Origin of the sequence: Pelistega sp. MC2 (assembly GCF_900099475.1) — a bacterium.
GTDB classification, from domain to species: Bacteria; Pseudomonadota; Gammaproteobacteria; order Burkholderiales; family Burkholderiaceae_B; genus Taylorella; species Taylorella indica.
Window position 1 is genome coordinate 392,756 of record NZ_LT628275.1, and the last position, 15,010, is coordinate 407,765.

Here is a 15,010-nt window from a genome sequence, read left to right on the forward strand (position 1 = left end):
AATGCAATTTAATAATACTTGGTTAAGAATTGCCTTAATGGCAATACCAGGTTTTTTTCTAAGCTCTCCAGAAGTTTTGGCTAAAAAAAACCATTCTACTAAACAGGTTCATAGCAATAAGCAAGGACAAGGGAATTTTGTTGATGGTATTGCTGCTATTGTAGATACAGATGTGATTACACAAAGAGAGTTAAATAATCGTATGGCAGCGATGAGGGTGTCGGGTAATCAAGCAACACCAGAGCAAGTACTATCATTATTGATAGATGAACATCTTATGAATGCTCATGCCGATCAAATGAATATTAAGATATCCAATCAGCAGCTTGAGCAAGGCCTGCAATCAATCGCAAAAGATAATAATTTGACTGTTGAGCAATTGAAGCAAGCAGCTAAGCAGCATGGTATCAATTGGGATGAGTACGTGGCTAACATAAAACAACAAATGAAAATGGAAGAGCTTCGTTCTCAGGTTGTGCGTGCACGTGTGAATGTGACAGAACGAGATGTTGATGCATTTTTAATTCAGCATCCAACAGGGCTATATGCTGATTATAAGAAACCTGTCGCCTATGAGCCGCGCTACGAAAAACGCCAAGTTGTTGAAAGAAGTTTTGATGCAAAAGCGATAGCTTTCCAACATATTTATATTCGAGTCCCTGACGGTTCAAGTGCTGAGGTTGTAGAGGCAGCACGTAAAAAAGCCAATGAAGCATTATCTAAGATTCGTGGTGGTCAAAGTTTTGCAAGTGTTGCTCGCCAATACTCAGACGCTCCAGAAGCATCGCAAGGTGGTAATCTAGGTATTCGGATGAATGAGGATTGGCCGGCTTTGTTTATGAGTGTATCTAAAAAAGTGAGGGATGGTAGTACGACAGGAGTGTTTAAAGCACCGAATGGTTTTCATATCCTGAAAGTATTAGAACGACGTGGTGTAATTAATGAAACACGCCGTGTAGTGAGTGTTCGTTTACCTGATCCACCACAACCTCAATTAACACCAAGAGAACAAGCCGCTAAACAGGCAGGTCCTGTTAATGTGACAGAGTCTAATGTGCGTCATATTTTAGTACGTATTACGCCTGTGTTTTCTGATGCTCAAGCCAAAGCTCGTATTGATGAGATTGCCGCTAAACTTAATGCTGGCGAGCCTTTTGCAGATGTTGCTCTGAAATATTCTCAAGATTCTTCTGCATCACTTGGAGGGGATATTGGTTGGATTTCACCAGGACAAGCAGACCCAGCGTTTGAGCAAGCCGTGGCAAATTTACAGCCAGGACAAATTAGTGCACCAGTTCGTAGTCAGTTTGGTTGGCATATTATTGAAGTATTAGATCGCCGCACTGAGGATAAACAAGCCAGTATTCGTCGAGACTTGGCACATGAAACATTGTATCAAGAACAAGCAGAAAATGTGCTGAGGGATTGGGTGCAACAACTTAGATCACAAGCATATATCGATAATCGCTTAACGGGTGAAAAAACGACTCGCTAATATGGCACATATTGCACGTAAACGATTTGGTCAGCATTTTTTGACTGACCAAAGTATTCCTGACAATATTATCCGTTCACTTAATTTGAGTGAGGATGATACTGTTGTGGAAATTGGTCCAGGGCTTTCAGCGTTAACATTACCATTGCTTGAGAAATTAAATCATCTCACTGTTATTGAAATCGATAGGGATTTGGCTTTTCGATTACGTAATACGTATAGTCCCAAGAAATTAACCGTGATTGAGGCAGATGCGTTAACGGTGGATTTTAATCAGTTCGAGCAAGGGGTTCGTATTGTGGGTAATTTACCTTACAATATTTCTAGTCCTTTATTGTTTCATTTAATGGGAGCTGCTGATAAGGTTAGAGATCAACATTTTATGCTACAAAAAGAAGTGATTGATCGTATGGTAGCAGAACCAGGTAGTGCAGATTATGGACGACTGTCTGTGATGTTACAGACACGCTATAAAATGTACTCATTATTTGACGTGCCTCCTGAATGTTTCGATCCACCTCCGAAAGTAATGTCATCTGTAGTCAGAATGATTCCACTTAGTGAGGATAGGCCTATCGCCAAAGACGAGAAATTATTTGCTCAATTAGTTAGTCAGGCATTTGCCCAACGACGTAAAATGCTAAGAGGAAGTCTAAAGGCATGGCAAATTGATTGGACTGGTTTAGGTATCCCAGAGACTGCAAGGGCAGAAGAGTTAAGCGTATTAGACTTTATTCGTATCGCTGATTTTTGTGTGGATCATAAATTGGAACACTAGAATCTCTAGGTTACATTAATAGCTAGGATAGTTAATAAAAAAGCAACGAAATTTCGTTGCTTTTTTATCATGTATAACTCAAAGGTTATAAGCTTACAGCATGGCTAACAAATACGAGTAAGTTCATAATTGGTCTAGTCTAGAGTAATACTAGACTTAATAGCCATACCGTAATAATACCGGCAATACCTTGAACAAGGGTTGCTAGCGTTTGAGCTTGATAAGCTGTGGCTACTTTCATACGACTAAACTGACTAACTACCCAGAAGAAGCTATCGTTAGCATGTGAGACAGTCATTGCGCCAGCACCAATAGCCATTACTGTGAGAACACGACCCATTTCAGAATCAAGTCCTAATTGACCTAACATAGGTGCAACTAAGGCAGAGGTGGTAACTAGGGCTACTGTAGTAGATCCTTGAGCTGTTTTTAGTGCTGCAGCTACGATAAATGGCATAAAAATACCAATGCCTAATGCGGATAAGGTTTCGCCTAAATAAGCACCTAAAGGGGTTGCTTTTAAAATGGCACCAAAAGCACCACCAGCGCCCGTAATTAATAAAATCGGTGCAGCATGAATAATCCCTTCAGTCACCACTTTATTAAATTCATCAGCTTTTGAGCTACTTTTTAATAAGAAGAATGAAGAAATTAAGCCTGCGATGAGGGCTACTACAGGTTGACCTAAGAATGCTAATATTTGTGCAAGAATACCTGTTCCTAGTGGTTTGCTTGGGAAGGCAACGATAGAGCCTAAACAAATTAATAAGATAGGTAAAAGAATTGGTGTGAATGCTTTGCTAGCACTGGGTAATTCACCATAACTTTGGCGTAATTGAGCTGTTTTTTCTAATTGTTCTGCTTGAATTTCAGGGAGTAGTTCTATGTCTTTGTTCATAAAACGATTAGCCCACCATAACCCTGCTAGAGCCGTTATTAATGCTACGATCAAACCGACGATGATAACTAGACCTAAATTATTTTCTAAACCAAGATTACCTGCTGCTGCAATTGGGCCAGGAGTAGGGGGGACAAATGTATGAGAAGCATATAGACCAGTCGCTAAAGCAACGCTCATTGCCACTAGAGACACTTTCATTTGTTTGGCTAATGCTTCCTTAAGTGAGTTTAAAATGACAAAGCCAGAATCGCAAAATACTGGGATAGAGACAAGATAACCAATAATTGAGATGGTTAATGTTGGGAAACGTTTTCCCATCACCTTAATGACTGTTTCTGCCAAGGTAATAGCCGCACCAGTGCGTTCAAGAATGACACCAATAATGGTACCAATAGCAATAACAATACCAATGCTTCCCAATAAACCACCAAAGCCTGTAGTAATCAGCTTGACAATTTCTTTACTAGGCACACCATAAGCAAAGCCAGCAATAAAGGCAGCTGCTAGTAAGGCTAGAAAAGGGTGTAGTTTAAGTTTTGTTGTGGCAAGCACAATAAAGGCAATCAATGCCACCAGAATAAGAATTAAAACCATAAAAGACCTTCCTTTGGTAAATAAAAAATAGTTTGAATACTGTAATAATAAAATTAGTGTAAATCAATAGGTAAGAGTAATAATTGTAGTTATCCTCAACCCTGTTAGTTAATGCTTAAACTTGTCTACCTATTGACCAAAGTCTCATTAAATCATTCGCTTTCTGAGTGAGTAATGTTGAACAGTTATGCATGGATTCTTGAAGGGTCATAGGACCACTACTGATACTAAATGCGGCACTTAAACCATGAGTATAAAGGTCTTGATAATTACCTCGAACGGCTCCCCCTAGAGCGATTAGGGGCTTATGATAACGTTTGCTAAGATTAGCAATCCCTGCAATAGTCTTGCCTTGCAGAGTTTGTTCATCAATACAACCTTCTCCAGTAATGACTAAATCAGCCTCTTTGATATGGTGTTCAAGATTGGAGTATTCTGCAATAACCTCAATACCTGGTTTAAAGGTGGCATTTAGGAAGCTTAGTGCAGCAAAACCGAGTCCGCCAGCAGCACCTGCTCCAGCATATTCTCGACAATCAATGTGCAATGTATGATGCACTAGTTGAGCATAATTATTTAAACGTTCATCTAGTTCAAGGACTTGCTCTGGCGATGCGCCTTTTTGTGGGCCAAAAATATGAGAAGCACCGTTTTTTCCACATAAAGGATTACGTACATCAGAGGCGAGAACTACATTTACCGTTTTTAAACGTTCATCTAGTTCAGATATATCAATGCGACTAATATTGTGTATATTGTTCGGGCAACAGGCCTGGATAAGCTGATTATGTTCATCGTAAAATTTAACACCAAGGGCATTTAACATACCAATACCAGCATCGTTAGTGGCGGATCCACCTAGCCCTAAAATGAGTTTCTTAATAGGATAGTTTAGAACATCTTTAATTAATAACCCTACGCCATATGTTGACGATGTATAGATATTACGTTTGTCTTTGCTGATTTGCTCTAAACCTGCTGCTGATGCCATCTCAACCACTGCCGTATCGCCGTCGATGAGAGCCCATTCGGCAATGATATTTTCTCCTAAAGCATTGCATACGCTCACTGATTTGAGCTCACTATTTGTGCATTCAGCAATGGCTTTTACTGTTCCTTCTCCCCCATCCGCCATGGGAATACAAAAGACTTCGGCATCAGGTTGAGCCATTAAAATACCTTTTTTGATAGCTGTAGCGGCATCAACAGCAGAAAGGCTTTCTTTAAAAGAATCAGGAGCAACAACAATAATCATAATCGTCTTAATCGCTATCGTTTTGTTTATATTTAAATAATTATATGATTGACTGCTGGGTAAATTTAGTCGTGTAAACCTTTACCAGTAGCGTTCATGTCTTTTCTTTCAATAAATTCAATTTTATAACCATCGGGATCTTGCACAAAAGCAATCACAGTAGATCCTCCTTTAACAGGACCAGCTTCACGAGTTACCGTGCCGCCTGCTTTTTTGACTGCTTCACAAGCTGCGTAGGCATCAGGTACGCCAATAGCGATATGACCATAAGCCGTTCCTAAATCATAACTATCAACACCATAGTTGTAAGTGAGTTCAAGCTCTGCTTGCTCTGGATTGGCCGCATAGCCTAAAAAAGCAAGGTCATATTTATATTCAGGATTTGAAGAGGTGCGTAGAACTTTCATACCTAGTACACGAGTATAAAAATCAATAGAGCGTTCTAAATTACCCACACGAAGCATAGTATGTAAAAATTGCATAGTCATTCCTTAATCGTCTTGTTGTTTAATCTTTACTTGTTTATCAATAATGAAGTTATAGTAAATGATATTACTCTAAAAAGAATAATGATTGTTGTTTAAGTGCTTTTTTATGTATCTCATAATCAGGCATTATTCTGCCGACTTCTTGCCAAAACGCTTTGCTGTGATTCATATGTTTTAGATGTGCTAGCTCATGAGCAATCACATAATCAATCTGTTTCGTTGGGAGGTGGATGAGTCGCCAATTAAGCCCAATAACCTTTTTGCTATTACATTGCCCCCAACTTCTCATGGCATAACTTAAGCGTAAGCGTGAATACTCTAATCGAAGAGGGGTAGATAAGGCAATTAAACGTTTGGAAAACCAAGATAAAGCTTGTGTTTGCAACCATTGTTGACAAGCGAGCTTAATAGAGGTAGCTGATGTGTGAATATCAATTAATAAAATATCGTTGTCTTGAGGGGCTAATATATCACCTAAAAAAATAGGGGGGGTATTACTGAAATGAGGTTTGAGTAGAATAGTTTTACCTAGGTATTGAATGGTATTGTTAATTTGCCAGTGATTAATTTTTTCAGGGCGAATGCTTTCATAATAAGCTTTTTTGTTGGCAATCCATTCACTGAGTGAACGTAACATAGTTTCAATATTACTTAATGGCTCACTTAACGCTGCTCGTACAATAATGCCATTGTGCCCTACGCTTATACTGAGTTTTTGCCATCTGCGGCGTTTGATAATATACTCAAAGTCACCATGCTTGGTATTGATGCGAAAGGGTAATTGTTGCATTAAATCTAATAATTCAATAGAAAAAAATTAAATCAAGGATTAGAGGTGGTGTAGACTTCTGGATTTAGTACTCGCATTTCAGTCTCAATCCACTGTTCCACTTGTTTATTTAATTGGTCAGCTGTTAGTCCTTTTGAATTAATTGCTGGACCAAAGGAGATCGTAATGAGACCAGGTCGTTTAATAAATGCATTTCTAGGCCAACACATTCCCGCATTTAAGGCAATAGGAATCACATCAGCGCTAAGATGAGTGGCTAATCGAGAGCCTCCTGTTTTATAACGTCCTTGTTGTCCAACAGGTATACGAGTTCCTTCAGGGAACATAATAATATTACGACCCTCTTTGAAACGTTGCGATCCGATGCTCATAACTTGTTGCATAGCATCTCGTCGTGCAGACCTATCAATGGCAATTTGTTGTACACTCGCTAATCCCCAACCAAAAAAAGGAATATAGTTTAGTTCTTTTTTGTGAACATATGTACTGGTGCGCTTTAAAAATATAGGGAGAGCAATCGTTTCCCATGCCGATTGGTGTTTAGCTAAATAAACGGCTGGATAATCTGGGATATTCTCTGTGCCTTTCAGTTGATAACGTATCCCACAAATAACTTTGGCTCCCCAAATAATGCTTTTGTTCCATAGGGTAATAATTTTCCAACGCCAGTGGAACGGAACAAGAAAAAGTAAGCCTGATAATGTACCAAAGATAATCGTTAGAATCGTCAGATAAATGGCGAATACGAGTGAACGTAAAAAAATCATGAATTTTCCCCGATTAATTCAGTGGCAAGCGTGAATAAGTCTTTGCTTATTTTGGTGTGTTCGGGTAAGCCACCATTTGCTAGGGTTTTTTCACCATTACCTGTTAATACTAGGTGAGGAGTAAATCCTGCGGCTGCTGATGCCTGTAAGTCACGTAAAGAATCACCTACGGCGATAATACCATTCGGTTCAATGTTATAGCGACGTTTAATCTCATTAAACATCCCTGGTAATGGTTTACGGCAAGTACAGTTTTCATCTGGTGCATGAGGACAAATAAAAAAAGCATCAATCGCAGCACCTAAGGGCTTTAGGAGATTTTGGAGTTTTTTGTGCATAGCATGTAAAGCGTGAATATCAAATAATCCACGTCCCAAGCCTGATTGATTGGTGGCGACAACAATTTTATATTTAGCATGATATAAGTTTGCTATCGCCTCGATGCTACCAGGCAGAGGAATCCATTCATCTGCCGTTTTCACGAACTCAGCGCTTTCATGGTTAATCACGCCATCTCGATCAAGTACAATGAGCTTCATTGGGCTAACTTAGACAAATCAGCAACAAGATTCATGGTTTTATGTAGCCGGTTGAGTAGTGCTAAACGGTTTTGACGAATAGCGATATCGTCAGCCATCACCATGATATCGTTAAAGAAAGCATCCACAGCTACTTTGGTGACCGCTACGCTTTGTAGTGCTTGAGTGAATTCTGCTTTTTCAAAGTGTTGAAGAGCAATAGGCTCAACCTTATTGATGCTCTCATTTAAAGCGATTTCGGCAGGGTCAGTGAGCAAACTAGTATTTACTGCACCAATTTCACCGTCTACTTTTTTAAGGAGATTGCCGATACGTTTGTTTGCTGCCGCTAAGGATTCTGCTTCTGGGAGGCTAGTAAAATGTCCAACAGCATCTACTCGGGCGAGTACTTCATCCAATTCAGGGTTAAGTGCTAGTACGGCATCAACTACAGAACGATTATATTGTCCTTGTAACTGATTGCGTAGGCGTTCGTAAATAAATTGTTGTACTTCTCTTGCTGTGTTACTTGAAATAGTAATACCGTTTTGTGCAAATAAGCTTTGAGCATAATTTAATAAATCACTCAATGTTAATTTATCGGTATGGGAGAAGTAGTTAGCTTTATTAAGAGCATCAAAAGCACTAATAATACCTAATGCTGCTCGTCGTAGTGCATAAGGGTCACGTTCGCCAGTTGGTAAAAGACCAATACCCCAAATACCCACCAAAGTTTCAATACGCTCAGCAATAAAAAGAACTACACTTGTTAAATTGTTTGAAGTAATAGTATGGTCAAATTTTACTAAGTATTGATCAGCAATGGCTTGAGCTACATCAGCAGGTTCATTGTCACCTTGTGCATAGTAAGAACCAATCACACCTTGTAACTCAGGAAACTCACCAACCATATTAGAGGTCAAGTCAGCTTTAGCTAGATAAGCAGCACGATCCGCATGCTCTACATTAGCATTCAGTTTTTGGGCAATGTATTTAGCGAGTAATTGAACGCGTTCTACACGAGCTAATTGTGTGCCTAGTTTATTATGATAAACAATTGTTCCTAATTGTGGGACACGAGAGGCTAAAGATTGTTTTCTATCGGTATTAAAGAAGAACTCGGCATCAGCCAAGCGAGGTCTAACCACGCGTTCGTTACCCTCAATAATATTATGAGGGTCTTGCACTTGCATATTGCTAACAATTAAAAATTGATGGCTTAATTTACCAGTTGTTTTATCAAATAGAGGGAAATATTTTTGGTTAAGTCTCATGGTGAGAATTAAACATTCTTGCGGTACAGATAAGAATTTTTCCTCAAATTTACCAACATAAATAGTTGGGTGTTCAACTAATGAAGTTACTTCTTCTAACAGGTCATTAACGGCAGGGTCATCGCCAATAGTTAGGTTTAACTCCTCTGCCTTGCTGTTTAGTGCTGCTTTGATTGTTTCAAGACGCTCGTCATAAGAGGCAATCACAAAACCTTCTTGTTTTAATTGCTCATCATAGCTTTGAGCTGAAGTAAGTTTAAAGCTCGTTTTGCCCATGAAACGATGTCCATGGGTGGTGTTATCAGCTGTTAAACCAAGTGTATGAATAGGGATAACATCGTTGCCATATAAAGCGACTAAGGCGTGAGCAGGACGAACAAATTTAACCGTTGTCTTGCCATCTGCTAGTTGATAACGCATCACTTTAGGAATAGGTAATGAGTCAATGGCATTAGTCAAAATATCTTGTAATTGAGTGTGTAATTGAGCACCTGGTGCTGTACCTTTGGCAATTAAATAGTCTTGTTTTCCATCAGATTCCTGGCTTAAGTCTTTGACCGAAAGAGATTGCCAACCTTTACTTGCTAATTTTTTAATTAACGCAGGCGTGGCTTCGCCATTAGCATCTAATCCCACTTTAACAGGCATTAATTTTTCAGCAAAATCCTGATCAGGAGCTTGTTCAATCACATTATCAACACAAACGGCTAAGCGACGAGGTGTAGCAAAGCTTTTGAATTGACTAGAAGCGTTATCTCCAGCAATAAGGTGAGCTTTGAGTAAACCATTTACTATGGACTCAGCAAATGCTTGCCCAAGATTGCGTAAGGCTTTAGGAGGTAATTCCTCTGTAATTAATTCGATTAATAAAGGTTTCGTCATGATTATTTATTCTCCTTTAACATAGGGAAACCTAATTTTTCACGTGAATCGTAATAACACTGCGCAACAGCACGTGATAAGTTACGAATACGTCCGATATAGGTTGCTCGTTCTGTTACGCTAATAGCATTGCGTGCATCAAGCAAGTTAAAGGTATGTGCTGCTTTTAAGACTTGTTCATAAGCAGGTAAGGCTAATGGATTTTCAAGTTCCATCAGTTTCTTAGCCTGTGCTTCATAGTCATTGAAATGAGCAAAAAGAACATCAATATCTGCATATTCAAAGTTATAGGTTGATTGCTCAACTTCATTTTGATGGAAAACATCACGATAATAAATTTTGTCACCGTTGGGGCGAACTGTCCATACAAGGTCATACACGCTTTCTACATTTTGTAGATACATGGCAATACGTTCTAGACCATAAGTGATTTCACCTGTTGTTGCCGGACAGTCTAATCCTCCGACCTGTTGGAAATAAGTAAACTGAGTCACTTCCATGCCATTTAGCCAGACTTCCCAGCCAAGTCCCCACGCACCTAGTGTTGGATTTTCCCAGTCATCTTCGACAAAACGAATATCATGCTCAGCAGGGTCAATGCCCAACGCTTTAAGTGAGCCAATATACAAATCTAGAATTTCTGGTGGAGCAGGTTTAAGAACGACTTGAAATTGATAATAGTGTTGTAGTCGATTTGGGTTTTCACCGTAGCGACCATCTTTAGGACGGCGCGATGGCTGAACATAAGCAGCAAACCAAGGCTCTGGACCTATTGCTCTCAGAAAAGTTGCTGTATGCGAAGTACCCGCACCAACTTCCATATCATAAGGTTGAAGAAGCGCACAACCGTGCTCGCCCCAGTAGTTCTGTAAAGTTAAGATGATTTGTTGGAATGTAAGCATGAAATTAACTCAGGCTAAAAAATGACAGATATAAACGTCTAATTCTATCATAGGTCTAGCCTGAGAAATGCTTAATAATCAATGACTAGAAACAATTCAACTATTTCGGTGCTATCATATCCTCTGGTTTGACAAGTTCATCAAATTCTTCACCACTTAAGAGATTGAGAGCAATGGCTGTTTCTTTTAGGGAGCTATTGTTTTTAAAGGCAGTTTTGGCTACTTTAGCGGCATTCTCATAACCAATTTTACGGTTAAGAGCGGTAACTAGCATCAACGAGTGGTGTAGAAAGTAATCAATTTTCTCTTTGACTGGTTCAATACCTACCGCACAATTACGATCAAAACTTAAGCAAGCATCTCCCAGTAAACGAATAGATTGAAGTAAGTTATAGCCAATAACAGGCATATATACATTAAGTTCAAAATTACCAGATGCACCTGCCATAGTAATGGTGGTGTCATTACCGATAACTTGGCAGCAAACCATTGTCATTGCTTCACATTGAGTCGGATTAACTTTGCCAGGCATGATTGAAGATCCAGGTTCATTCTCAGGAATACGCAACTCTCCTAAGCCACAGCGAGGACCACTGGCTAACCAGCGAATGTCATTAGCAATTTTATTGAGACTCGCAGCAATTGTTTTTAATGCACCAGAAGTATAGACGCAAGCATCTCGAGCCGCTAACGCTTCAAATTTGTTTGGTGCTGTCACAAAAGGCAATTGACTTAATTGACTGAGTTCTTGAGCAACATCGTGAGCATAGTCAGGGTGACTATTCAAACCAGTTCCTACTGCTGTACCGCCTAGAGGTAGTTCGTATAAACCTGTTAAGGCATCTTGTAAGCGTTGAAGTCCATGATCCAATTGACTGACATAACCAGAAAACTCTTGACCTAGAGTTAGTGGTGTTGCGTCTTGCAAATGGGTACGACCAATTTTTACAATGGATGAAAACTCCTCGGCTTTTTGATGTAAGGTATTTCTCAGTTGTGTTAGTGCAGGGATAAGTTGTCGATTGATTTCAAGAGCGCAAGCAACATGGATAGCTGTAGGAAAAGAATCATTTGTTGATTGAGCATGGTTTACATGATCATTGGGATGAATAGGATGATAGGCAGCTAAGCCTGTACCTGCTAATTCATTGGCACGATTAGCTAATACCTCATTCATATTCATATTAGACTGAGTACCTGAACCTGTTTGCCATACAACCAGTGGAAATTGATGATTAAACTTATTAGCAAGAACATCTTCAGCTGCTTGTACAATTAATGTGGCTTGTTCTTGTTTAATACGTCCTAGGCGTGCATTGGTAATAGCCGCTGCTTTTTTTACTAATGCCATGGCGTGAATAAGAGGGATAGGAAGCGTTTCGCCACCGATTTTAAAATTTTCCCGACTACGTTGTGTCTGAGCCCCCCAATAAGCATCAGCGGGAACTGCGACGTCTCCCATCGTATCGTGTTCAATTCTAGTGTTCATTTTTGCTCCTAATTGGTAATGATAATTGTTTTTATTTTATGTAAATTAAAAAAATTTTGCCAATAAAAAAGAAATACAGGGTTAATACGATTTTTTAAGATTTGGAAAAGACTATACAATACAAGACAGACTTAGAAAATATATAGTGCTTAAGGAAGTATGATGACAGCTGAATCTTTAGTTTTATCTGAAAAAATTGGGAAGGTGTTAGTAATTACAATTAACCGACCTGATTCACGCAATGCTTTAACATATGACACCTCATTTGCTTTGGCAGATGCGATAGATCAATTAGATAATGATCCTGAATTGTCTTTGGCTATTTTAAGAGGACAAGGAGAGCATTTTTGTGCAGGCATGGATTTAAAAGAGTTTGCAAGAACTCAACGGCGTGCTGTTGTACCTGGACGAGGTTTAGGTGGTTTATGCGAAGCGTTACCTAAAAAACCATTGATTGCAGCGGTAGAAGGTTATGCGTTAGCGGGTGGTTTTGAATTAGTACTTGCTTGTGATTTGATTGTGGCATCAAATACGGCTAAGTTTGGTTTACCTGAAGCAAAAAGAGGGCTAGTACCAGGTTCTGGGGGGATGTTACGCTTACCTCAACGAGTGCCATACCATGTAGCGATGGAGTTGCTATTAACAGGCGATATGTTAACGGCAGAGCGTGCACATCAGTTAGGATTAGTTAATGAGCTAGTTGAACCAGGTCGGGCATTAGATGCCGCGTTAGCATTGGCACAACGTATTGCTGCCAACGGTCCTTTATCGCTCAAAGTGATTAAGCAAGTAGTGATAGAGTCACAAGGCTGGACACCAGAAACCATGTTCGCCTTGCAACAGCCTCGCATGGCACATATCTTCTCCTCTGCGGATGCTAAAGAGGGGGCTACAGCATTCGCTGAAAAACGTGCACCAGTATGGAAAGGCGAATAGTTTTTAATAATAATTCTCAATTACAATAAACTCAGCAATGGCTTGAGAGGCTTAGGATTCCCAATAATTACAGTATGATTAAACTAATTTTATCTAACTGGATTTATTGGGAGTTTTTATGACTACAGTCATTAAAGAGGCTGATTTAGTGCAATCAATTGCAGATGCTGTTCAGTTTATCAGCTACTATCATCCACAAGACTATATTCAACATCTGGCTCGTGCTTATGAACGTGAAGAGAGTCCTGCTGCTAAGGACGCTATCGCACAAATTTTAACTAATTCGCGTATGTGTGCAGAGGGACATCGTCCGATTTGTCAAGATACAGGTATTGTTAATGTATTTTTGAAAATTGGGATGGATGTTAAATTAGATATCAAAGGTACTTTGCAAGAAGCATGTGATGAGGGGGTGCGTCGTGGTTATCTAAATCCTGATAATAAATTACGTGCTTCTGTGCTATCGGATCCGATTTTTGAACGCAAAAATACACGTGATAATACGCCTTGTATTGTGTCGGTAGAGCTTGTTCCTGGTAATACAGTTGATGTGCAAGTCGCTGCTAAAGGCGGTGGTTCTGAAAACAAAACAAAATTCGCCATGCTAAATCCAAGCGATAGTATTGTAGATTGGGTATTAAAAACAGTGCCTTTAATGGGAGCGGGTTGGTGTCCTCCAGGCATGTTAGGTATCGGTATTGGTGGTACAGCTGAAAAAGCAATGTTGATGGCAAAACAGGCTTTAATGGATGATATCGATATGTATGAGTTGTTGGCGAGAGGACCACAAAATAAACTCGAAGAACTACGTATTGAGCTTTATGAAAAAGTGAATGCGCTTGGTATTGGCGCTCAAGGTTTGGGGGGGTTAACAACCGTACTAGATGTAAAAATTAATACATTCCCAACTCATGCAGCTTCTAAACCCATTGCGATGATTCCTAACTGTGCGGCAACTCGCCATGTGCACTTTGTCTTAGACGGTAGTGGTGTAGCTGATTTACCAGTCCCGTCTCTGGATTTATGGCCAAATGTTCACTGGGCACCCGATTACAATAAATCTAAACAAGTGAATTTAGATACCTTGACTAAGGAAGAAGTAGTGAGCTGGAAACCAGGTCAAACCCTATTATTATCAGGAAAAATGCTAACAGGTCGTGATGCGGCACATAAGCGTATTCAAGATATGCTAGCTAAAGGCGAAAAGCTTCCTGTCGATTTTACCAATCGTGTTATTTATTATGTTGGTCCAGTGGATCCTGTGCGTGATGAAGTAGTGGGCCCAGCAGGTCCAACAACAGCAACACGTATGGATAAATTTACAGATATGATGCTGGAAAAAACAGGTTTGATTGCGATGATTGGTAAAGCAGAGCGTGGCCCTGCCGCCATTGAGTCTATTCAAAAACATAAATCTGCCTATTTAATGGCGGTAGGTGGTTCAGCTTACTTGGTGTCTAAAGCTATTCGTTCCGCTAAGGTAGTTGGTTTTGAAGATCTTGGTATGGAGGCCATTTATGAATTTGAGGTGAAAGATATGCCTGTCACAGTAGCTGTGGATTCAACAGGAACCTCTGTTCATACAACAGGTCCTAAAGAGTGGAAAGTCAAAATTGGTAAATTACCAGTGACAGACTAATCATTTTTTTCTGTTTGATGATAACCCTAAGATGATGTGTAAGCATTGTTTTAGGGTTTTTTGTTGTTATTAGCAGTGAAATTGATTAGGCAGAATAGACGTTCAAACTATATTTAAGGTACTTCAGTGGTGACCAAAATCATAGTTGTTTAATTTTTTAGCCTATTATTTTTTAGTAGGTATGATGTACCTATTGATAGTGATAAGTTCGTTTTTTGTATGAGTCATAGGCTCCAAAATTGAACAAAATAATTTTTAAACAAGGGAAATTACTAGTTTTTAAGTATCAATAGATGTTTTAT

13 protein-coding genes are annotated in these 15,010 nt (G+C 39.4%); 4 read left to right on the forward strand and 9 right to left on the reverse strand.

What is annotated here, in order from left to right:
* The first annotated feature begins 1 nt into the window (after position 1).
* A complete protein-coding gene (locus BQ4443_RS07390; protein ID WP_071058492.1) occupies positions 2-1,495 on the forward strand; it encodes a peptidylprolyl isomerase in 1,494 nt (497 codons plus the stop codon).
* 1 nt (position 1,496) lies between these two features.
* On the forward strand, positions 1,497-2,273 hold the full coding sequence (gene rsmA / locus BQ4443_RS07395) for a 16S rRNA (adenine(1518)-N(6)/adenine(1519)-N(6))-dimethyltransferase RsmA (RefSeq protein WP_023951518.1): 777 nt from the start codon (positions 1,497-1,499) through the stop codon (positions 2,271-2,273).
* A 139-nt stretch (positions 2,274-2,412) separates the two neighbouring features.
* On the opposite strand, the gene BQ4443_RS07400 is transcribed toward rsmA, so the two are convergent.
* The 9 genes from BQ4443_RS07400 to fumC all read right to left on the reverse strand — a co-directional run bounded on the left by BQ4443_RS07400 (position 2,413) and on the right by fumC (position 12,133).
* Positions 2,413-3,768: a GntP family permease gene (locus BQ4443_RS07400; protein WP_071058493.1), complete on the reverse strand. Its 1,356-nt coding sequence runs from the start codon at positions 3,766-3,768 to the stop codon at positions 2,413-2,415.
* Between the two features lie 115 nt (positions 3,769-3,883).
* Positions 3,884-5,023, reverse strand: coding sequence for a glycerate kinase (locus BQ4443_RS07405; protein WP_071058494.1), 1,140 nt, complete (start codon positions 5,021-5,023; stop codon positions 3,884-3,886).
* Between the two features lie 65 nt (positions 5,024-5,088).
* Entirely contained in the window at positions 5,089-5,505 is a 417-nt protein-coding gene (gene gloA, locus BQ4443_RS07410) for a lactoylglutathione lyase (protein WP_023951511.1), read from the reverse strand.
* A 70-nt stretch (positions 5,506-5,575) separates the two neighbouring features.
* Positions 5,576-6,301, reverse strand: coding sequence for a M48 family metallopeptidase (locus BQ4443_RS07415; RefSeq protein WP_071058495.1), 726 nt, complete (start codon positions 6,299-6,301; stop codon positions 5,576-5,578).
* A gap of 32 nt (positions 6,302-6,333) precedes the next feature.
* The gene (locus tag BQ4443_RS07420; RefSeq protein WP_071058496.1) at positions 6,334-7,068 is read right to left on the reverse strand and encodes a lysophospholipid acyltransferase family protein; all 735 of its coding nucleotides are present in this window, start codon (positions 7,066-7,068) and stop codon (positions 6,334-6,336) included.
* Positions 7,065-7,607, reverse strand: a complete 543-nt coding sequence (gene gmhB, locus BQ4443_RS07425; RefSeq protein ID WP_071058497.1) for a D-glycero-beta-D-manno-heptose 1,7-bisphosphate 7-phosphatase — start codon at positions 7,605-7,607, stop codon at positions 7,065-7,067. Before gmhB ends, BQ4443_RS07420 begins: the two co-directional genes overlap by 4 nt.
* Positions 7,604-9,742: a glycine--tRNA ligase subunit beta gene (gene glyS / locus BQ4443_RS07430; protein WP_071058498.1), complete on the reverse strand. Its 2,139-nt coding sequence runs from the start codon at positions 9,740-9,742 to the stop codon at positions 7,604-7,606. Before glyS ends, gmhB begins: the two co-directional genes overlap by 4 nt.
* A gap of 2 nt (positions 9,743-9,744) precedes the next feature.
* Positions 9,745-10,644: a glycine--tRNA ligase subunit alpha gene (gene glyQ, locus BQ4443_RS07435; RefSeq protein WP_023951500.1), complete on the reverse strand. Its 900-nt coding sequence runs from the start codon at positions 10,642-10,644 to the stop codon at positions 9,745-9,747.
* A gap of 100 nt (positions 10,645-10,744) precedes the next feature.
* Positions 10,745-12,133 carry a class II fumarate hydratase gene (fumC, locus tag BQ4443_RS07440; protein ID WP_023951497.1) on the reverse strand — a complete coding sequence of 463 codons (1,389 nt, stop codon included), beginning with the start codon at positions 12,131-12,133 and terminating at the stop codon, positions 10,745-10,747.
* A 159-nt stretch (positions 12,134-12,292) separates the two neighbouring features.
* Between fumC and BQ4443_RS07445 the strand changes: the two genes are divergently transcribed.
* Entirely contained in the window at positions 12,293-13,069 is a 777-nt protein-coding gene (locus BQ4443_RS07445) for a crotonase/enoyl-CoA hydratase family protein (protein WP_256330943.1), read from the forward strand.
* 118 nt (positions 13,070-13,187) lie between these two features.
* The gene (locus tag BQ4443_RS07450; RefSeq protein ID WP_071058500.1) at positions 13,188-14,708 is read left to right on the forward strand and encodes a fumarate hydratase; all 1,521 of its coding nucleotides are present in this window, start codon (positions 13,188-13,190) and stop codon (positions 14,706-14,708) included.
* Positions 14,709-15,010 lie beyond the last annotated feature (302 nt).